This window comes from Stutzerimonas kunmingensis, from assembly GCF_002929225.1.
Classification (GTDB): Bacteria; Pseudomonadota; Gammaproteobacteria; order Pseudomonadales; family Pseudomonadaceae; genus Stutzerimonas.
The window spans coordinates 773,069-793,612 of record NZ_PISM01000022.1 but is presented as its reverse complement, the minus strand read 5'-3'; the positions used below and the strand labels follow the sequence as shown (position 1 = coordinate 793,612).

General features: G+C 62.7%; 17 protein-coding genes and 2 pseudogenes. 8 read left to right on the top strand and 11 right to left on the bottom strand.

The features are described 5' to 3' along the window. Positions 1-72 precede the first annotated feature (72 nt). Both CW305_RS22860 and CW305_RS22855 read right to left on the bottom strand, forming a co-directional pair. Positions 73-1,323 (bottom strand): acyl-CoA dehydrogenase family protein, encoded by a 1,251-nt coding sequence (locus tag CW305_RS22860; RefSeq protein WP_104099084.1) that lies wholly within the window; start codon positions 1,321-1,323, stop codon positions 73-75. Positions 1,324-1,490: 167 nt separating this feature from the next. After that, positions 1,491-1,931, bottom strand: coding sequence for a CopD family copper resistance protein (locus CW305_RS22855; protein WP_104099083.1), 441 nt, complete (start codon positions 1,929-1,931; stop codon positions 1,491-1,493). A 771-nt stretch (positions 1,932-2,702) separates the two neighbouring features. On the opposite strand from CW305_RS22855, the gene CW305_RS22850 reads away from it, so the two are divergent. After that, entirely contained in the window at positions 2,703-3,485 is a 783-nt protein-coding gene (locus CW305_RS22850) for an SDR family NAD(P)-dependent oxidoreductase (protein ID WP_104099082.1), read from the top strand. 28 nt (positions 3,486-3,513) lie between these two features. On the opposite strand, the gene CW305_RS22845 is transcribed toward CW305_RS22850, so the two are convergent. The 6 genes from CW305_RS22845 to CW305_RS22820 form a co-directional block, all read right to left on the bottom strand. Then, a complete protein-coding gene (locus CW305_RS22845; RefSeq protein ID WP_104099081.1) occupies positions 3,514-4,419 on the bottom strand; it encodes an SDR family NAD(P)-dependent oxidoreductase in 906 nt (301 codons plus the stop codon). Between the two features lie 126 nt (positions 4,420-4,545). Continuing rightward, positions 4,546-5,631 (bottom strand): aldo/keto reductase, encoded by a 1,086-nt coding sequence (locus CW305_RS22840; RefSeq protein WP_104099080.1) that lies wholly within the window; start codon positions 5,629-5,631, stop codon positions 4,546-4,548. Positions 5,632-5,713: 82 nt separating this feature from the next. Beyond that, on the bottom strand, positions 5,714-6,520 hold the full coding sequence (locus CW305_RS22835) for a dienelactone hydrolase family protein (protein ID WP_104099079.1): 807 nt from the start codon (positions 6,518-6,520) through the stop codon (positions 5,714-5,716). 144 nt (positions 6,521-6,664) lie between these two features. Next, positions 6,665-7,231, bottom strand: coding sequence for a TetR/AcrR family transcriptional regulator (locus CW305_RS22830; RefSeq protein WP_104099128.1), 567 nt, complete (start codon positions 7,229-7,231; stop codon positions 6,665-6,667). 146 nt (positions 7,232-7,377) lie between these two features. Beyond that, positions 7,378-8,046, bottom strand: coding sequence for a cupin domain-containing protein (locus tag CW305_RS22825; protein WP_104099078.1), 669 nt, complete (start codon positions 8,044-8,046; stop codon positions 7,378-7,380). A gap of 54 nt (positions 8,047-8,100) precedes the next feature. Then, on the bottom strand, positions 8,101-8,721 hold the full coding sequence (locus CW305_RS22820) for a glutathione S-transferase family protein (protein ID WP_043218978.1): 621 nt from the start codon (positions 8,719-8,721) through the stop codon (positions 8,101-8,103). Positions 8,722-8,882: 161 nt separating this feature from the next. On the opposite strand from CW305_RS22820, the pseudogene CW305_RS22815 reads away from it, so the two are divergent. Continuing rightward, positions 8,883-9,038, top strand: a pseudogene (locus CW305_RS22815) (L-serine ammonia-lyase, iron-sulfur-dependent, subunit alpha); the annotation flags it as partial. Positions 9,039-9,294: 256 nt separating this feature from the next. On the opposite strand, the gene CW305_RS22810 reads toward CW305_RS22815, so the two are convergent. Next, a complete protein-coding gene (locus CW305_RS22810) occupies positions 9,295-12,756 on the bottom strand; it encodes a class I SAM-dependent DNA methyltransferase (RefSeq protein ID WP_181063936.1) in 3,462 nt (1,153 codons plus the stop codon). Positions 12,757-12,994: 238 nt separating this feature from the next. Then, positions 12,995-14,554, bottom strand: coding sequence for a sigma-54-dependent phenylalanine hydroxylase transcriptional regulator PhhR (locus tag CW305_RS22805; protein WP_041016020.1), 1,560 nt, complete (start codon positions 14,552-14,554; stop codon positions 12,995-12,997). 249 nt (positions 14,555-14,803) lie between these two features. On the opposite strand from CW305_RS22805, the gene phhA reads away from it, so the two are divergent. The 5 genes from phhA to cynS all read left to right on the top strand — a co-directional run bounded on the left by phhA (position 14,804) and on the right by cynS (position 18,867). After that, positions 14,804-15,589, top strand: a complete 786-nt coding sequence (gene phhA / locus CW305_RS22800; RefSeq protein WP_104099076.1) for a phenylalanine 4-monooxygenase — start codon at positions 14,804-14,806, stop codon at positions 15,587-15,589. Between the two features lie 232 nt (positions 15,590-15,821). Then, the gene (locus tag CW305_RS22795) at positions 15,822-16,178 is read left to right on the top strand and encodes a 4a-hydroxytetrahydrobiopterin dehydratase (protein WP_011914586.1); all 357 of its coding nucleotides are present in this window, start codon (positions 15,822-15,824) and stop codon (positions 16,176-16,178) included. Continuing rightward, positions 16,178-17,374 carry an amino acid aminotransferase gene (locus CW305_RS22790; RefSeq protein ID WP_104099075.1) on the top strand — a complete coding sequence of 399 codons (1,197 nt, stop codon included), beginning with the start codon at positions 16,178-16,180 and terminating at the stop codon, positions 17,372-17,374. The genes CW305_RS22795 and CW305_RS22790 overlap by 1 nt, the downstream gene beginning before the upstream one ends. Before the next feature lie 197 nt (positions 17,375-17,571). Then, complete coding sequence (locus CW305_RS22785) at positions 17,572-18,333, top strand: phytanoyl-CoA dioxygenase family protein (protein WP_104099074.1); 762 nt, start codon at positions 17,572-17,574, stop codon at positions 18,331-18,333. Between the two features lie 84 nt (positions 18,334-18,417). Next, positions 18,418-18,867 carry a cyanase gene (cynS, locus tag CW305_RS22780; protein WP_013984013.1) on the top strand — a complete coding sequence of 150 codons (450 nt, stop codon included), beginning with the start codon at positions 18,418-18,420 and terminating at the stop codon, positions 18,865-18,867. Between the two features lie 18 nt (positions 18,868-18,885). On the opposite strand, the pseudogene CW305_RS23945 reads toward cynS, so the two are convergent. Continuing rightward, positions 18,886-19,075 (bottom strand): annotated as a pseudogene (locus CW305_RS23945) (ankyrin repeat domain-containing protein); the annotation flags it as partial. A gap of 191 nt (positions 19,076-19,266) precedes the next feature. Between CW305_RS23945 and codB the strand changes: the two are divergent. After that, positions 19,267-20,544 (top strand): cytosine permease, encoded by a 1,278-nt coding sequence (codB, locus tag CW305_RS22770; RefSeq protein WP_023445039.1) that lies wholly within the window; start codon positions 19,267-19,269, stop codon positions 20,542-20,544.

Here is a 20,544-nt window from a genome sequence, read left to right as displayed (position 1 = left end):
GCGAGGCGGCGCGGATAGCGCCCAGAGAGGGAGCTGCGCCCATGCAGGCGCAGCCGGAGGGAGGTGACGCGCTCAGTGGCGGCCCGGCGGTGTGAGATAGGCCGCCGTCGCACCGCGCGTGGCTTCACTGGCCTTGATTTCCATCCTGGCGATGCTACGCAGATGCACCTGATCCGGGCCATCGGCAAAGCGCAGCGCGCGGCCACCGGTCCACATGTCGGCCAGCGGCGTGTCCGGCGTCAGGCCCATGGCGCCGTAGACCTGGATCGCGCGGTCGACCACGTTGATGTGCATGCGCGGCACCAGCGCCTTGATCATCGAGATTTCCTTGCGCGCCGCCTTGGCGCCGACCTCGTCGATCATCCAGGCCGTCTTGAGCACCAGCAGTCGTGCCTGCTCGATCTCGATACGCGACTCGGCGATCCAGTCGGCGACATTGGAATACTGCTGCAGGTACTTGCCGAACGCCTTGCGCTCCTGGCAGCGCTCGACCATCAGTTCCAGCGCCAGCTCGGCCATGCCGATCGAGCGCATGCAGTGATGAATGCGCCCTGGCCCCAGGCGCGCCTGCGCCATCATGAAGCCGTCGCCCTCCCTGCCCAACAGGTTGCTCGCCGGCACCCGCACATTGCGCAGCAGGAGTTCGCTGTGACCTTCCGGGGCGATGTGGTTCATCACCGGGATGTTACGCACCAGCTCGACACCGGGTGTGTCGAACGGCACCAGGATCATGCTCTGCTGCTGATGGGTCTCGGCGTTCGGGTCGGTCTTGCCCATGACGATCAGGAGCTTGCAGTTGGGATGCGAGGCGTTGGTGATGAACCACTTGCGACCGTTGATCACGTAGTCGTCGCCGTCGCGACGGATCAGCGTCTGGATGTTTGTAGCGTCGGAAGACGGCACGTCCGGTTCGGTCATGGCGAAGGCCGAGCGGATCTCACCTTCGAGCAACGGCGTGAGCCAGCGCTGACGCTGTTGGGGCGTGGCGAACATGTGCAGCAGCTCCATGTTGCCGGTGTCCGGTGCGTTGCAGTTGAACACTTCCGAAGCCCAGTGCACGCGCCCCATGATTTCCGCCAGCGGCGCGTACTCGAGATTGCTCAGGCCCATGCCCGGCTCGTCTTCGCCGAGCGACGGCAGGAACAGATTCCACAGCCCTTCCGAACGGGCCAGCGCCTTGAGGTCGTCCATGAACGACACCGGGTATTGCCCGGCCGCCACCTCCGCGTGCCAGGCACCGATGCGCGGCACGATGTGCTGGTCCATGAAGGCGCGCAGCTGCTGGCGCAGCGCCTCGACGCGTGGGCTGTAGGCGAAATCCATGGCTAACCTCTGCTGATCGGGAAACGATGCAGCCACCTTAGCCCCCGCTGCCGCTAAAGCAACGAGGCTGCGGCGACTGAATCAGGCCCGATAAGCACGGAGCGAAGCGCCAGCCGAATTGACCCTGATCATGACTGCGACTGGCAAAACTGGTATGCAGCGCAACCTCACCAGTGCAGGTAGAACATGCCCTTGGCGAGCAGCACGATACCGATCATCTGCAGCAGGATCGCCCAGTGGATGGCACGGTAGCGGGTGGGCGTCATGCGTCCCTTGCGCAGCAGGACGGCGACCAGGCCGAAGGTGAAGAACACGCCGATCGCCAGCAGAACCTTCAGCGCCAGCAAGGTGGCGAAGCTGCTGGCAAACGGATCGGCCAGCGCCTGGCGGTGATACCAGGCCAGGCCGATACCGGCGCCGTAGACGAACAGGACCACCCAGTGCAGCACCACCCGCGAGCGCGCACCTACGGCGCGCTCCACCAGCGGCATGGTCTGCTCGCCGATCTGCTGACGGATACGGCCGAGGATCATCACCTCGAAGAACAGCGTGCCGATGAAGAAGATTGCCGCCAGCAGATGGGTGACATGCAACAGGGAATAGCTCATCACGGCTCCTTCGGTTGTGATGCCGGCCAGCCTAGCAAAGCCAGCGGCATCGGCAGAACAGGCCCTAGCGATTCAGCGCTGTCAGCTCGCCACCCTCGCGCTGCACCTGTTGTCCGGCCGCTCCTGCACACTCTGCCCGGCCAAGTAGCCCAGGCCACCGCCGATCAACGCACCAATACAGGGGTGGCTGTTCGATGCTGGCGCTGTATGACAGCTGCAAGGCGTTGGCTCCGTCCAGCGAACCGCCATTACTCTTCGGACCCGCAAGCATAAGTCCAACCGAAAGACGTGCTGGCTCGATTGCCGAAGCCCAGCTCAGCGAGCTCTGCCTCACCATTGGCAACACAGCTGATTGACTGGCAAGGTGTTACCCATTCGCTTACGCCGGACGCCTGCTGGGTAAGAAAGCAGTCACTGACTGAAAACAGCATATCAGCGCCGACGACAGGCAATATTGGGCTATGTTTCTTGAACGCAGGTAGAGGATGCGATGAGCCATGAGGCCCCCTCGACAAGGTTATGCAGAAGTAAATGGCGAACTTGCATGAAATCAGGACGAGCCCTGCTCAACTCAGCATGAACCGAACACATAGGTATACCCCCCCCCGACGCCCCGCAGGCAGTTGCACGATGCAATGGCCTCCATGCCTGGAGCGCTCGCGAATGCCGACGACCTCTACATTCTTCACCATTAGCCATCGAAGCCGACCGGCATGGCATTCGAGGCGAGGATTCAGCGACTGCAGGTTTGACGAATGAAAGGAGAATGCGATGGCGGCACAGCTTTTACAAGGTAAGCGCGCCTTGGTTACTGGTGCGTCGAGTGGCCTCGGCCTGTCCATGGCCGAGGCGCTGGCGGAGGCCGGCGCAACGGTAGGGCTCACGGCGCGCTCGGTCGACAGGCTCGATACTGTCGTGGCGCGTCTCTCGCAACGCGGGCTTGATGTCCACGCGCAGGTAATGGACGTGCGTGACGAACAGTCCATCGCTATCGCAGTGGACGAGGTGCGGCGACGCTGGGGCGGGCTGGATTTGCTGGTCAACAACGCCGGCATCGGCATGCGCACGGTCAACCCCGACTTCCTCTCCGATCCGCAGCCGTTCTACAGGGTTTCCGCCGCCGCCTTTCGTGACCTCATCGACACCAACCTGACCGGCTATTTTCTAGTCGCCAAGGCGTTCATGGCGCTGTTCCTGGAACAGCGCAGGGGCAAGATCGTCAATATCACAATGAATCACGCCACCATGTGTCGCAAAGGCTTCGTACCCTATGGCCCATCGCGGGCGGGCGCAGAGTCGCTGTCGCTGATCATGGCCGAGGATCTACGCGAGGCGAACATCGACGTCAACATGTTGTTGCCGGGCGGCGCCACCGAAACCGGCATGATCCCGGAGCAGCACAAGGAGGCGATCAAGGCGCAATTCAACCTGCTCAGCCCCGATGTGATGGCCGAGCCCATCGTGTTCCTGGCCTCGGATGCCAGCGACGGTCTCACCGGCGAGCGTATCGTCGCCAGTGAGTTCGACGAGTGGCGGCGTCAGCGCAAGCGTTGAGCCCTTGTTTCACGGCGGTTGGCGGCTGTCATACCCTGGCACGCAGGCGGTTGACCAGCAAATCGTTTTGCAAAATCCCATCTCTGAGCGAATTAAGCTCCTCGACATCCCAATTGGCGCTGAGATGACGCCCCGTGGCCCAGTCCGCCTTGCCGGAGGCCAGCCAGACGATAAAACCGGCCGCCAGATCGGGGCTGTCGATGAGATAGGCACGCATCGCCTCTGGCATGCTCTGCCCGAGGTCGGTGGCCACCCCGCCTGGGTGGATGGCGAAGCATTTGATGCCGTCCTGACCATGATCCACGGTGACGAATTCACAGAGACGATTGATCGCGTGCTTGGATGTCTGGTAATCGGATGCCGTCGGGGCCAGCATCTGCGCACCAATCGACGACAGCAGTATTAGATGACCGCCGCTTGATCCTTCGGTGGCCCACCTTTTTGCCGACTCGATGAGATGCGGCATGGAGAAGCGCATGACGTGATAGGCCCCCCTCACGTTCACTTCCCAGGTATGCCACCAGCTGTCGGGATCGGACTCGCCGATCTTCGCCCAATGCGCAAGATAGCCGGCGTTGGCATCGGCCACGTCGATACCGCCAAATTTTTTCACGCAATCGGCAACGGCGGCTTCGACCTGTTCCGCGCTGGTGACGTCGCACGTTGAATAGGCGCACTGGGTGTTCGGGTTTGCCTGTCGAATCAGCGCCAGTGTCTCGTCGAGAGCCGGCTTTGAGCGTGCGGTGATATAGACCGCCTTTGCGCCCGCCTCGGCGAAGGCGACAGCCGTGGCCCGGCCGATCCCCCTTGATCCGCCGGTGATGAAGATGACCTTGCCCGACGCGCTTTCCTTCAACGCCAAAGTCGGGTCGAGCGCTGCATATCGGGCATGGTGTTCCGTCAGGGAAAGAAACTGGGTTTCAAGCGAGGACATGTCTGCCTCCTGCTGGGTTTGGCGTTTCAATAGATCAATAGAAATCAAGCTTTTGATCCACTTGTTTCTTGAAGATATCGTTTGACGAAAACTCAAGATGTCGTTATGCCATCTAAGCGCCAGCGCTCACTCCTTCGCAGCATCCCGGTACCCGGCCATCATTTTCATCATCCAGCCCGGATACTCCTCTGGTATACGGCTCACCTCGTCGAGAGCATTAAGTTCTTCGCCAGACAACCGGATCTGCGCTGCCTGGATATTGGCTTTCAGCTGCTCCGGCCGCTTGGCGCCAACGATAACGCTGGTCACGGGTTTTTGGTGCAACAGCCACGCCAGAGCGATCTGGGCCACGGTAACCGGCTCGCCGTCGATCTGCTTTCCGTCGGCAATCTCCCGCATCACCTTGATGACTTCGCTGCCCCGCTCACGGTTGACGGGTGGGAAATCAAACTTGGCGCGGCGGTTTTCCTCGGAAGCGTCCGGCCCCTCGTATTTGCCAGATAGGTAACCGCCTGCCAACGGGCTCCAAACCATCAGCCCGACCTTCTCGGATTCCAGCATCGGCACGATATCCCGCTCCAGATCGCGACCGACAAGGGTGTAGTGGGCCTGCAAGGATGTGATCGGGCACAGATTGCGGGCCTGGCTGATGCCGATGGCTTTCATCACCTGCCAGGCAGCCCAGTTGGACAGGCCCACGTAGCGCACATGACCTTGCTGCACCAGGGTGCTAAGTGCCTCTAGCGTTTCCTCGATCGGTGTGGCCGGGTCAAAACCGTGGATCTGGTACAGATCGATATAGTCCGTTTGCAGGCGCGCCAGGCTCGCCTTGCATTCGCTCATGATATGACCGCGGGAAGCACCACGGGCATTGGGGCCATCCCCCATAGGGCCCAGCACCTTGGTGGCCAGCACCACATCTTCGCGGCGAACGCCGAGGTTCTTCAGGGACTGGCCGACGATGCGTTCGCTGGCGCCGAAACCATAGATGTTGGCGGTATCGATAAAGTTGATACCCGCCTCCAGGGCGATCCTTACCAGTTCGTCGGCCTGTTCCTGCTGCAACTGGCCGATCAGCCCCCAGATGTCCTCATCGCCGCCGAAAGTCATGGTGCCCAGACACAGTTCGGAGACGAACAGCCCCGAATTACCCAGCGGCTTGTAGCTCGGACGATTGTCACCATTGAACAGTGGTAAACGCTCAGTTGCCATGTCTCACCTCATTATGCTTTTCGGTTGGTGTTCCAGAATTCACTGAAATACTGCCGGTTTCGGTTTTTTGCACGTGCTTGTGTTACTCGGCGAAGATGGTCTGATAGAAACGCATGGTGCCCTCCCAGGAACGGGCGGCAGCCTCTTCGTCATAACCAACCGGCATACCAAACTCCTGGGCGATCCTGTCAGCGCCCGGGTTGGTAAATGAGTGCTGCACGCCGGGGAAGCTCACCAGTGTCAGGTCGACTTCGGCATCCTGCATCTCCTTGACCAGGCTCGCCACCTGATCCGAGGGGACCAGCTTGTCGGCACCGCCGGTGTACACCTGGATCCTGGCCTTTACGGATCCGGGCTCAGCCTGGAGGGGGCTGCCGAGCGCACCGTGGAAGCTGACAACGCCGTCCAGATCAACACCCATGCGCGCCATGTTGAGAACAACGGCACCGCCAAAGCAGTAACCTTGTGCTGCAATTCGGGACGCATCAACACTTTCGTGGTTCTTCAGGATGTCCATCGCCTTCATAAAGCGTGCCTTAACCTGGTCCATGTCCCTGGTGGCTTCCTGCATGAATTTCTGGGCAGTATCAGGGTGGTCGGCTTGTTTGCCAGCGCCATACATATCCAACGCAAACGCCGTATAGCCGGCTGAAGCCAGCCGTTCTGCCTGATCTCGCGCGAATTCATTGTGCCCCCACCATTCATGGACAACCAGAACCCCCGGACGCTTCTGCCCGAATTCATCATCCCAGGCCACGTAGCCGGTGAAGGTCTCGTCGCCGACTTGATATTCGATGGTTCTGGTTTGCGTTTCTGCCAGTACCTGCGTACTTGCAACAGTGAGTGACAGCGTGGCTGCTGCCAGTGCTGTTTTCAGGGTGCTCATCATCTGTTTGCTCCTTTTCGCTCGTTATGAGTCAATTTGCGTAACGATTATGTACGGGTAGATATCGACCAAAGCTCACAGGAAATGTCGCCGGGTGAGCGAACACGAATTTAATCGCTCGCTCAAAGCGCGATTCCTGTCCCGTCGTTACTGGCAGCGGGCGCGCAGCAGTCGTGTTGCGGCATCAAACACGGCGGGCTTTTCTTCTGTGCGCACTGCGAGATGAGCACCTTCCAGTGTGGCCAGGGTGGCGTGCGCCTCATCGGTCGGATCCTGGATGGCCGAGATTGACCCATCCCTTTGCCCCAGTTCGAACGTGGCCATCAACCACCGTAGGACCATTGCTCGGACATCGCCGACTTTGGCGATAACCGCATCGCACAGGCTTGCGCGACTGATTGAAAAGGCAACACACAGGCACACGGTCTGGCCATCATGCAGCGCCGAGCGATACAGGGCAATCAACGCCTCAAGGCGTGCGCCGGCGTTGGCATGAGCTACCTCTATCTCGGCCAGGCCATGCTGCAGGTGGGTCCGATAGCGCTCGATCAAGGCTTCGGAGAGTTTCGCCTTGGTGGGAAAATGATAATGGATGGAAGCCTTTCGAATGCCGATAGCCTCAGCCAGATCCGCATAGCTGAACCCGTCAAAGCCCCGTGACCGGACGCTGTGTTCGGCAAGATCCATCAGAGCGGTTCTGGTATCCCGATTCATGGTCATTTACCTGTCTATGTGGTTCGCTCTCGCCGTTTCCGGGCCTGAAGCCCCCCCTGGGCGTTAACCGAGAGGGGCTGCCTCATGCCCAGGAACTCTCTGCCTATATCGCGAGTGCACAGCCCCGCCACCCCTGATCCGGGCTGCTATACAGACGGTGCCCTGGCAAATCGCAGATGCCCGGTCTTCATCCAGAGCTTCGCGCCGTCGCCCCCGGCCCGCGCGGACAGCCGTTGCCCTTCGGGCAGGCGCAACCAGTCATGCTTGCCCAGCACCACGCCGTCCACCGTGACCACGCCATTGATCACCAGCAGCTCGATCCCGCCACGTGCCCCCGAGGTGAGCGTCGCACCCGCCTCGAGTTGGCTATAGGTGACGATCTCACGGTCATCCTCATGCAGCCTGGCAGTGGCAACGCCATCCACCGGGGCGTCCAGTTCGGCTTCCATATTCTTGCTGAACTGTGCGCGGTCGACCAGATCGAACTGCCAGAGTTTTACAAAGATCGTGCATCCCTGGTCAGAGCCTGGCGTATGGGAAGTGGTCGGGGGATTGCGCACATAGGTGCCGGCCGGAAAGTCGCCGTGCTCGTCCTGGAACACGCCCTCCAGGACGATGAACTCCTCACCCCCGGCATGACTATGCGCCGAGAAATGGCTGCCCGGCGCATAACGCACGATGGTCGTGGCGCGGGCCACTTCACCCCCGATCCGGTCCAGCATGCGCCGTTCCACCCCTTTCATTGGCGAGGGTTGCCATTCAAGCTGCTCTGAATGCATGACAACCGGCTTAGAGAAATCCGCATTGATCTCCATGAGATCGCCTCCTTTCACGTCTTCCACGCCTGTATTCAAGCCGAAGGACTCGGATCACCCGGCAATCGACGGACGGGCTGCGATTTTTGCGCGCCAGGCCTGGAGATTGTTCAGGGACTCGGGGATTTCAATCTTGGCGAACTCCGCAAAACCCAGGCCGGCAAAGGCGGTGATGTCCGCGATCGAGAAGCTGTCGCCAGCAATAAACTCATTGTCCGCCAGAACGCGGTCCAGGTAGGCCATGGTTGCGCAGGCGACTTCCTTCTGCTTGTTGCCCCATTCAGGGCACTGCCAGGTCTCCAGAACCGGACCAAGCCCCGGGGTCGCGTGATGGAAATAGGCACCCACCGCGTTCATCAGACCGTTCTCTGCGCGCAGATTCATCATCGAGATACGAGCACGCTCCTTCGGGGTTGTGCCCATGAGTGACGGGCCCTCGAAAACGCCGTCGATATATTCCGTGATGGCGTTGCACTGGGCAATGCAGGTGCCGTCGTCTAGCTCCAGCAAGGGCACGGTGGCATCCGGGTTCTTTGTTCTGAATGCCTCGGAACGGTGCTCGCCGCCCATCACATCCACCGGGATGAATTCCACCTGATTCGTTGCGCCTTTTTCTGCCAGGGCGATGCGAACGCGGAGCGGGTTTGGGAAGCCTTCGGTATCGTAGATTTTCATGGAATTGACCTCTGTCAGGTTTAATAGACCAGAAGCATATTACCTATCAGTAGGTAGATAAACAAGAGAAACAGCATGGTGCTTTGCCAGGACTACCTACAAAGAAGTTAGACATGCATCGTAGTTTGGATAGGTTGGGCTATCTCTTGACTGGAGATTATCTGAACGCCCCGCGCATGGCCCTGCGTGGCGACCGCAGCCACTTCATCTCGCTGGACAAGGTGATCCGCACCATGCGCCAGACCGGCGCCGACATGAAGAGCAAGTACAAGGAAACCGCCCGCGGCGGGCTGGCGGTGAACATCATCGAATGCTAAACGTCAGCCGGCCATAAAAAATGTTAAAGCTCCAGAGTGCGGCCTGCAGGCCTAGGGCCTGCCCGCACAGCCAGAACGTGGGCACTCTCCCCATGGCGCATTATTTTTCGCTACTGTACGTCCCAGGCCCCTCGCAAGTTAGGAAGCACCCGCAGCCGCCACCGTGTGAAACCGCCAATGCGCCTGAGGCGAGCGCCGGCTATCCAAACAGCGCCCCGGCGTTCCGGCGTGGCGTGATTACGCCGCGCCTGGCCGGCTAGCCGATAAGGCGATAGTGCTGGTTCTCCTGGCCGACCATGCCCAGGTCCTGCATGGCACCGAGGGCGTCGACGATCAATGGCGTGGTGGACTTGGGCGCGTTGAAATGTGCGACCAGCGCGGGCAGCGTCAGCGCCTGATTGCCGAGGGTGTTGCGGATCGCAGCAATCTGCTGGCGCATACCCTTGGGCCAGGCGGCTTTTTTCTGCTTGGCCAACGGACTTGCATCGGATGTGCCCAGCTCGGACTGCTCCGTTTCGGCATGCTGTGGTACGTCGGTAGCGTTGGGATTCTGGTAGGCAGGACGCAACCAAAGGATTTTCCCGCGCGCTTCTTCGGCGGCGCGTTCGGCGTTGAGCACCACCAGGCGGCCAAGCAGCTGCTCTTCGGCCTCGGCCTGGGCTTCGGGTTTGTCCGCCAGCGGCGTGGTTGCACCAGGAAGGCCGACCAACGTTGCGGCCAGGTCATCCCAGCCATAGGCGGCAAAAACGGCGCAGTCCAGTTCGTCATGCAGTTCGCCCAGCACGGACACCAGGCCCTGCGCGTGGACCAGCTTTTCTTTGTCGCTCAACGCCTCTCCGGCACGCAGTTTTTCCAGCACGTTGTACATGCCGGTCATGGTCAGCGTCGGGTGTTCCGCCTGCTGGCGCTTGCGGTGGCCGTCGATACGTTCGGCCAACTGGCGAATAGCTGCCCGCTGCTCCGGCGTAGGATCGGGGAAGGGGAAGGTTTCGAAGCAGGTAGTCTTGACGTAGACCGGGTCGTTACCAACACCAAGCCGACTGCCTGTAGAAAAAGACCATGCAACATGCAGGCGGCTGGTAAGGACGCCAAGCAGCACAGCGCTGTCGCTGGCAATATTGACCAGCTTGTTGTCCGGCAGGATGGATGCGTCGAGGAACTGGAATATCCGATGCTTGGTGGTTTCCACAGTGGCGATATATCGAGGCAGGCCGGTCGCCACTGCGCGCCAATCACGACGCGGTTCGCCAAATAACCACCAATTATCCCGGTAGGTCGCCCTGTTGTTCTGGTCGCGTTCCGGCTTCACCCTCTCTAGCACCCACTGATACACCGCTGGAAAGCGCTCACGAACTTCATCGGCTGACAGCCCAAACAGGTCGATCACCATTACTCCACGCGGCGACTGCGCCAGATCACGCCCATTGCGGTACTCGCGAATATGCCGCTCCAGGCCCTCGACTTTTCCCAGACCGAGCTGACTGGCTTCCTCAGGTGTCACGATAAAACCGGCGCCATGCAGCTTCACCCCCGGCGAGCTGATAGCCAGACAGGCCAACAGTGGCTTGGCTGCCGCGACGTTGGCCCCGGTCTTCAGGTCAGCAAACAGACGCCCCTGCTTTTCCTGAAGCCGAACTTCGATTTCATCCTGGTCAGCGCGAATCTCATTGCATACCTGCAACAACCGCCCGTCCTGCTCGCCTGCCGCAGCCACCGTCATGGCGATCCGCACCTGGGCGCCGTCCGCGGCATCCACCCAGGGATGATCGGGAATGGCGAAAGCCAGCGACAGCGGCTCCTTCGCTTCCAGATGCGTCTGCAACACGCGGCGATTGAAGGTCTGCTTGATGCTGTTGGTGGTGATAAAGCCGAAGCGCCGAGCATTGCCGGCTCGCACCGTTTCGGCCGCGATATGCCACCAGTGCATGACGAAATCCGCCGACTCCGGCACGTCCGGCCAGGTGCAGCGCACGGCGTCAACATAGCCATCACCGAGCGCGCGCCGCATGGTCGAAGCACCGATGAAAGGCGGATTGCCGACGATGTAATCGGCCTGCGGCCACTCGGCTTTGCGCGGGTTTATATAGCGGTACTGTTCGACCCGCGCGGCTTCGTCGGGGATTGGCTCGCCACTGACCGGGCTGGGCTTGTAGGTCACACCGTCCCAGCGGGTCAGCGGTTTGCCGGACTCGTCGGTGATCAACTCGACGGCGTCATAGGCGATCAGCGCGTCGCGGTGCTCGATATTGTGGAAATCACGCAGCACCGGTTCAGGCGGGTTGACGCTGCCATAGGTACGGAAGTGCCACTGCAAGTAGCCGATCCACAGGACCATCTCGGCAATCTTCGCGGCGCGCGGGTTGATTTCCAGACCGAGAAACTGATGCGGATCGACGGTCAGCCCTTCCAGCTCGAATGAGCCGGATTTGACGATGCTGCCGAGCGTTTCCAGCACGTCGCCCTCCAGGCGCTTCATGTGCTCCAGCGTTACGTAGAGAAAGTTGCCGCTGCCGCAGGCCGGGTCAAGTACGCGGGTCTGGCACAGCTGATGATGAAACTTGCGGATTTCGTCCACCGCGTCCCGGGTCTTGCCCTGCTGCTTGTAAGTCAGCGCGGCGGCCTGGACTTCCGCCCACTCGGCGCGCAACGGTTCGATGATGGTCGGCAGCACCAGCCGCTCGACATAGGCGCGCGGCGTGTAGTGGGCACCCAGCTTGTGCCGCTCACGCGGATTGAGGGCGCGCTCAAGCAAGGTGCCAAAGATCGCCGGTTCGACGTAACGCCAGTCAGCTCTGGAAGCAGCGGCGAGCAATTCGACTTGCTCGGCGTTCAGCTCAATGACCTCTGCCGCGGCGAACAACCCTCCGTTGAAGCGCAATACTTCAGCATCCAGCGCCGGAGCAAAACCGCCGGTGTTCATGGTCTGCCAGAGGCTGCGCAGTTGCCGGCAGAAGGACTCCGGCTTGGCCTTGAGGGTTTCGAGCAGCTCGGTGAAGCCGCGCGCGGGCAGCAAGCCCACGTCTTCAGCGAACATGGTGAACAGGCAGCGCATCAGGAAGCTGGCGACCGCCTCGGCACTTTGGCCGCTGTCTTCCAAAGACTTCGCCAGCTTGGCCAGGCGGTCGGCAATGGCCCGGGTAATCTTGCCGGCGTAGCGCGTGGGGTCGAGATCTTGGGGGGCGAGCCAAACAGCACGCAGCAGTTCGCGCACATCGGGATCGCGCAGGCGCTCCAGGGCGATTTTGTGGCTTCGCGGATCGGGATAGGCGACATAGTTGCCGCCTGAACGGCTGAACTCGGAATAGAGGGCGAAGGACTTGCCGACATCGACGACGATGATGAATGGCGGGCGGCCTTCTTCGGCAGGCAGTGAGCGCACGTAGTTCTCGGCCTGCTTCACCGCTTTGGTGATGGACGCATCCCAGCCGTCACTGCCAGCCTGTTTGCCGGTGTCCTTGCCTTCGAGAATGAAGCAACCGCGCTTGTAAAGATCGATGCGCCGGGCGGTCTTGCCTCCGTCGGCGAACAGCTCGGTGACGCTACGCTCGAAGATGTAGGCGTTGTCCTTACGGTCCGCCCGTGCCGGCTCCGGCTGCGGTAGTTCGAGCAGGGTGCATAGCTCGGTGAGAAACATCTGCAGGTTGGCAGTTTCATTGCCGCCCCGGCTGATACCTCCGCCCCAGCGCTTGATATAGGCCTCTACCTTCTGCTCGATCACCGCCATGCTCCCTGAATTGGCAAAGTGGCGATTCTAGCGGAGCAAGTGCTGGCAATGGCATTTCGATGTGGGAGACCTGCTGATTGATGGTGCCGCTGAGGGCATTCGACCTGTAACCACCGCTCCGCGCTACGCAACACGGGGCGTCGCCAGCCGGCGCACGGGAACGCTCAGGCGAAAGGTTCGAAAGAGGCGGCCTGGTAACGAGTTCTGGCCGCGCATGCCATACCCACAGACCTCACCCCTCCGCCTTGCCCACTCCATGCTCGCGCAGCTTGTTGGCGATGGTGGTGTGCGATACGCCGAGGCGCTTGCCCAGCTGTCGGCTGCTCGGGAACTGCTTGTACAGCCCTTCGAGCACGGCCTTCTCGAAGCGCCCGACGATGCTGGCCAGATCGCCCTCCAGCGAGAAATCGCCCAATGGCTGCGCCGCGCCGTAGCCCGGCAGACGGATGTGCTCGGGCTTGATTGTGCCGCCCTCGCACAGCGAAACCGCCTGGAACAGGGTGTTCTCCAGCTGCCGCACATTGCCCGGCCAGTGGTAGCCGGCCAGGCGCTCCAGCGCCTGCGGCGAGAGCGTCGGCAGCGGACAGCCGATCTGCCGGCTGGCCTGGTCGATGAAGTGCAGCGCCAGCGGCTGCAGGCCGTCTAGGCAATCGCGCAGCGGCGGAATGTGCAGCGACAGCACGTTGAGCCGGTGATAGAGATCCTGGCGAAACTGCCCGCTGGCGCAGAGTTCGGACAGATCGAGCTGGGTCGCGCAGATCACCCGCACATCCAGATAGACCTCTTCGTCGCTGCCGACCCGACGAAAGCCACCGTCCTGCAGGAAACGCAGCAGCTTGGCCTGCAGCCGCGGGCTCATCTCGCCGACGCCATCGAGAAACAGCGTGCCGCCGGCGGTCAGCTCCAGCAGGCCGAGCTTGCCTTCCGGCCGCGCCCCTTCGAAGGCACCAGGGCCGTAGCCGAACAGCTCGGTCTCGGCCATGGATTCGGGCAGGCCGGCGCAGTTGAGCGCCATGAACGGCGACTGCCCGCGCGGGCTGGACAAGTGACAGGCGCGCGCCAAGAGCTCCTTGCCAGTGCCGGTCTCGCCCTCGATCAGCAGAGGCGCATCCAGCGGTGCCATGCGCCGTGCCTCGCGCACCACCGCGGCCATCACTTTCGAGCTCTGGAAGATGCTGTCGAAGCCGCGCAGCTCCTGCTTGCGCACCTGGTAGATGCGTTCACCCACCCGGTCGGCGCGATGTAGAGTGAGCACCGCACCGGCCAGCGCCTCGCTGTCGTCGTGTTCGGATTGCAGCGGGGCGATGTCGGCGAGGAACACGTCGCCCTTGATCTTCACCCGCAGGCCGTTGATCCGCGCCTTGTTGGCGCGCACCAGTTCGGGCAGGTCGAAGTCCTCGGCGTAGCGCGACAGGCTCATGCCCGGCACTTCGTCGACGCGCACGCCGAGCAGCTGCGCGGCGGCGCGGTTGGCGGCAACGATGGCGCCGCTCATGTCGATGGAGAGGACGGGAAACTCCAGCGCGCCGAGCAGCGCGTTGAGTTCCAGGGAATGCCGCTCGCTGGGCATCAGGCTGACCTTGCGTAGCTCGAAAACGCCGGGCAGCGCCTCGATCTTCGGCCGCAGGGCCTGCAGCTGCAGGTTCATCAGGTTGGGACAGTGCAGGTAGATGGCGTTGCCCTGCTCGCCGCCGACCTCGCCGCGGGCGACGTTGATGCCGTAGTCGACCAGCAGGTTGAGCATGTCGCGCAGGATGCCGACGCGGTTCTGGCAGAGAATCTTGATACGCATGGCGAAGCCCTGTTGTTTTGTTGTGGGGCCAACGGCGCTTCGGTCGAGCGCCGCAAATTCCCGTCAAGATTATTTGCCAGATAAGCCGCTTGACAATGCCGCTGATCCGGCCACTGACGAAAACGTCAGACTTTCCTTACAGACAATACCAGGCAAGGTGCGACATCGCGCCACAGCGGGACTCGCCGACGGTACGTCTTCGCGTTCGAATGAGGGCAACAACAATATGCCCAAGCGGCAGGAGTACCGATGAAGACGACCCACTACGTAGCCCGCGAACCGGACGCGCAGGGGCACATTCATTACCCGGACGCCGAACACGCGGTGTGGCAGACGCTGGTCGAGCGGCAGCTGAAGCTGCTCGAAGGACGCGCCTGCCAGGAATACCTCGACGGCCTCGACCAGCTCGCCCTGCCCCGCGAGCGCATCCCGCAGCTCGGCGAGATCAATCGCGTGCTGGCGGCAACCACCGGATGGCAGGTGGAGCGCGTACCGGCGCTGATCCCCTTCCAGCGCTTTTTCGAACTGCTGGCGAGCAAGCGCTTCCCGGTCGCCACTTTTATTCGCACCCCGGAAGAGCTGGACTATCTGCAGGAGCCGGACATCTTTCACGAGATCTTCGGCCACTGCCCGCTGCTGACCAACCCCTGGTTCGCCGAATTCACCCACACTTATGGCCAACTCGGCTTGAAGGCCAGCAAGGAAGAACGGGTGTTTCTCGCACGGCTGTACTGGATGACCGTCGAGTTCGGTCTGGTGGAAACCCCGGCCGGGCTGCGCATCTATGGCGGCGGCATCCTCTCGTCGCCGAAGGAGACGCTCTACAGCCTGTCCGCCGAGCCGGAGCGGCAGCCGTTCGATGCCAGGGAAGCCATGCGCACGCCCTATCGCATCGACATCCTGCAGCCGCTGTACTTCGTCCTGCCGGACCTCAAGCAGCTGTTCGACCTGGCCCAGCAGGACATCATGGCGATGGTGCGTGAGGCCATGCGACTGGGGCTGCACCAGCCGAAGTTTCCGCCCAAGGCGGCGTAGTGGTGGACAACGTCGCAGGCCGGTTCACGCGTTTCGCAAGACACCGTTCGGCCTACAGGCCAGGCGTGCTGGTCGAAGCCGACGCTGACCTACACCCCTGCGGAAGGAACCTGGCCGCGAATCCTCTTGCCTTGTAGGGTTGATAACGCCGAAGGCTTATCCACGCGGCCGCCGCCACACCACCCGCCATTTCACCTACCCTTTCCAATCATCAAACAAAAGGACCGACACGATGACCGCCCTCGCCCAAGCCCAGTGCGAAGCCTGCCGCGCCGATGCGCCCAAGGTATCCGATGAAGAACTGGCCGAACTGATCCGCGAAATCCCCGACTGGAACATCGAAGTGCGCGGCGACCACATGGAGCTGGAGCGTGTCTTCCTGTTCCGCAACTTCCGCCACGCCCTGGCCTTTACCAATGCCGTCGGCGCCATCGCCGAGGAGGTCGGCCACCATCCCGCCCTGCTCACCGAATGGGGCAAGGTCACCGTCACCTGGTGGAGCCATGAGATGCGCGGCCTGCACCGCAACGACTTCATCATGGCCGCGCGTACCGACCAGCTCGCCGCCAGCGCGGAGGGCCGCAAGTAATGCACTTCGACCAGATTCCTCGCGTGCCCGGCGATCCGATCCTTGGCCTGATGGACCTGTATCGCGCCGATCCCAACCCGGCCAAGCTCGACCTGGGCGTCGGCGTCTACAAGGATGCCCAGGGCCTGACGCCGATCCCGCGTGCGGTGAAGCTGGCCGAGCAGCGCCTGGTGGACAGCGAGCAGACCAAGAGCTACATCGGCGGCCACGGCGACGCCCAGTTCGGCGTCCTTTTGCTGCGTCAGGTGCTCGGCAGCCGCGCCATTGCCCTTGGCGAGCAGCGAGCCGGCTGCACCCAGGCGCCGGGTGGCACCGGCGCACTGCGCCTGGCCGGCGAGTTCATCGCCAAGTGCCTGCCCGGGCGCAGCATCTGGCTGAGCGATCCGACCTGGCCGATTCACGAAACCCTGTTCGCCGCCGCCGGCCTGCGCGTGCAGCACTACCCCTACGTCGGTGCCGAGAACCGCCTTGATGTCGACGACATGCTCGCCGCACTGCAGCAGGTGCCATGCGGCGACGTGGTGCTGCTGCACGCCTGCTGCCACAACCCCACCGGCTTCGATCTGGATCACGACGACTGGCTGCGGGTGCTGGAGGTGGTGCGTGCGCGCGAGCTGCTGCCACTGTTCGACTTCGCCTACCAGGGCTTCGGCGACGGACTGGAAGAGGACGCCTGGGCAGTTCGACTGTTCGCCGAAACGCTGCCGGAAATGCTCATCACCAGCTCCTGCTCGAAGAACTTTGGCCTCTACCGTGAACGCACCGGCGCGCTGATCGCCGTCACCAGCGATGCCGAGCGCCTGCTCGATGTACGCAGCCAGCTAGCCTCCTTGGCACGCAACCTCTGGTCGACGCCACCATCCCACGGCGCTGCGGTGGTGGCGACGATCCTCGCCGACGAGCCGCTGCGGCAGATCTGGCAGGACGAGGTCGAGCGCATGCGCCGGCGCATCGCCAGCCTGCGCGGCGGTCTGGTCGAGGCGCTGATGCCCTACGGCTTGGCCGAGCGCTTTGCGCATATCGCCCAGCAGCGCGGGATGTTCTCCTACACCGGCCTGACCGCCGAGCAGGTACGCCGGCTGCGTGCCGAGGATTCGGTGTATCTGGTGGAAAGCGGTCGGGCCAACGTCGCCGGACTGGATGCCGAGCGCCTGGATGCGCTGGCCAAGGCCATCGCACGGGTGGTTTCGAACTAGGCAAGGTGCGCGCCGGTGACGCCGCTTCTGGCGACGCCGCCGGGTACGCCGGAGCGAGGAGACAGTCGCGCGGCTCGTGACCACGCAGCTGGCTGCCGAAGCAGCGCCGGCACAGTAGCGCGGCAAGCTTTCAGCCGGCTTTCAACGGGCGCCCACGCTGCCTATGCTGAGCGATAGTCGTCCGACCGTTTACCGCCATGCCTGAATCCAGCGATCTCCAGCAACAGCTCGCCGCCCTGCACCAACAGGGCTTCGTGCTGCTGCCTGCGGTGATCGATCCGCCAACGATCACGGAGCTGCGCGAAGCCATCGATGGCCTCGAACCCATCCACTGGGATTACCAAGGCCTGGTCGACGATCACTTCAAGTGCGTCTTCAATCGCTCGCCGTTCTGGCTGCGCTTTCTCGATCTGCCCGGCGTGATCGAACTGGCCGAGGCGGCGCTCGGCACGGACTGCCACATCATCGGCCAGACCGCCTGGCGCAGCCGCCCGGGCTTTATCGGCGGCGAGCTGCATGCCGACTACCTGGCCATGGAGCTGCCGGAAAGCCTGCTCGCCGACCCCGCCTTCGAGCTGCCGATGCAGGTCTGCACCGCGCACCTGTACCTGGACGACATCGACGCCGACCTCTGCCCGACCCTGGTGATTCCCGGCAGCCACCGCGCCGGGCGCAAGCCGCGCCCAGGCGAAACGCAGTGGCACGGCCGCGCGCCTGAGCCAGTGCTGTACCAGGCCGGCGACCTGCTGTTCTTTCGCAGCGACCTCTGGCACGCCGGCAGTCGCAACCGCACCGCCGAGCGCAGTCGCTACCTGCTGCAGATCCACTACGGCCGGCGCATGGTGGCGCAGAAGTTCTCGCCCTACCTGCACTTCAGCTTCAACCCCGCGGTGCTTGCCGCTGCCACGCCGCGCCAGCGTCGTCTGCTCGGCGAGCACGAGGCGGCCGAATACGACTGAATCCCCTGGCACCGAACCTGCATCGACCGAGGCCCGCCGCGCCCGTGCGGCCATTGACTCGCATTCGCCAGATGAGGATTCGCCATGATCAGCAGTCGTGAACAGGTCACCCAGATGATCGTCTCCGCCAAGGTGCGCAAGGGCCTGAAGTGGGCGCATGTCGCCGAAAGCATCGGCATGTCCAAGGAGTGGACCACCGCCGGCTGCCTCGGTCAGATGGCCTTCGACAAGGCCCAGGCGGAAACCCTGGGGCAGCTCTTCGAACTCTCCGACGAAGCCGTCGCCTGGCTGCAGATCGCTCCCTACAAGGGCTCGCTGCCCACCGCGGTGCCGACCGACCCGCTGATCTACCGCTGGTACGAACTGGTCAACGTCTACGGCACCACCATCAAGGAGCTGATCCACGAGGAGTTCGGTGACGGCATCATGAGCGCCATCGACTTCTCCATGGATATCCAGCGCCAGAGCGACCCCAAGGGCGACCGCGTCAACGTCGTGCTGTCGGGCAAGTTCCTGCCCTACAAGAGCTACTAAGGGGCCGGGCCAAACCCATCAGCGGGTGCAGATCTCCCCGCGTGCCAGGCTTTCCACGCTGTTGCCCAGCGGGGCCCGCCGCGTTCAGGTTCGCACCGCGCTCGCGCAGCACCTGGAGCGATGCCTCGCGCTGGAACAGCGCCGCGTACATCGCGGGAGCCTGCCCGGCTTCGCTGCGCTGGTCGGGATCGCACTCGCTGGCCAGCAGGGGAGAGAATGTCGCTCCGCTTGTGGGAGCTTCGCGCTAGGGCGCCATTCCGGTGCGCGCAGCCAGCTCGTTGCACCAGCACGAGCCAGCCTTGATGACCACGTCATCGCGCCGCGCGCCGAGTTGGCCGATCGGTCAGCAATGGCATGGCATCTGCAATCTGGCTGCATCCACCTTGCGGAGCATCCACCATGAAACAGCCCGTCGATACCGACTACCCCCTGAGCGAAGTGCCAGCCGGCGCGCGCAAGGGGCTGTGGTCCACCTCCATCCTGCTGTTCGGCTTCACCTTCTTCACCGCCACCATGTTCGCCGGCGGCAAGATCGGCCTCGCCTTCGACTTCAAGACCATGCTCTGGGCAGCGGTGATCGGCAATCTGCTGCTCGGCGCCTATGCCGCGGTGCTCGGTCTGATCGCCTGCCGCAGCGGGCTGAACTCGGTACTGATGGGGCGCTTCTGCTTCGGCGAAGTCGGCAGCCGGCTGTCCGACTTCCTGCTTGGCTTCACCCAGATCGGCTGGTATGCCTGGGGCACGGCGACCATCGCCATCGTCCTGGTGCGGCTGCTGGAGTTGCCGGAAAGCTGGACGCTGCCGTTGATGGTGCTGTTCGGTTTCGGCTTCTGCCTGACCGCCTTCGTCGGCTACAAGGGCCTCGACCTGCTCTCGCGCATCGCGGTGCCAGCGATGCTGATTCTGCTGATTGCCTCGCTGTGGACCGCCACCCGTGACATTGGCGGGCTGGACGGCCTGCTCGCCGTGCAACCGGGCGACACCCTTACCCTCGGCATGGCCATCACCATGATCTTCGGCACCTTCGTCAGCGGCGCGACCCAGGCCACCAACTGGACGCGTTTCGCCCGCAGCAGCAAGGTCGCGGTATGGGCCAGTTTGATCGGCTTCTTCATCGGCAACGGCCTGATGATCGTTGCCGGCGCCTACGGAGCAATCGTCTACCAGCAGCCGGATATCGTCGAAGTGCTGGTGCTGCAGGGGTTGTCGATGGCCGCGGTGGTGATGCTCTTTCTCAACCTCTGGACCACGCAGGACAACACCATCTACAACTTCGCCGCGGCCGGCTGCAACCTGCTGCGCACCGAGCGCCGCCGCCTGGTGACCCTTGGCGGCGCCTTCGTCGGCACGCTGCTGGCGCTGGGCGGCATGTACGAACTGCTGATCCCCTTCCTGATCCTGCTCGGCTCGATCATCCCGCCCATCGGCGGCGTGATCATGGCCGACTACTTCTACCGCCATCGCGGGCAATACCCGAAACTGGCCGAGGCGCGCCTGCCGAAATACAACAGCCTGGGCCTGGCGGCCTATGTGCTGGGCGCCGCCTGCGCCTATTTCTCGCCCTGGGTGGCGCCCATCGTCGGCATACTGGTGGCCGCCGCAGCCTATATTGTGCTGTACGAGGGTCAGCGCCTGGCCCTGTCGCGCACGGTGCTGACGCAAACCGACGCACGCTGA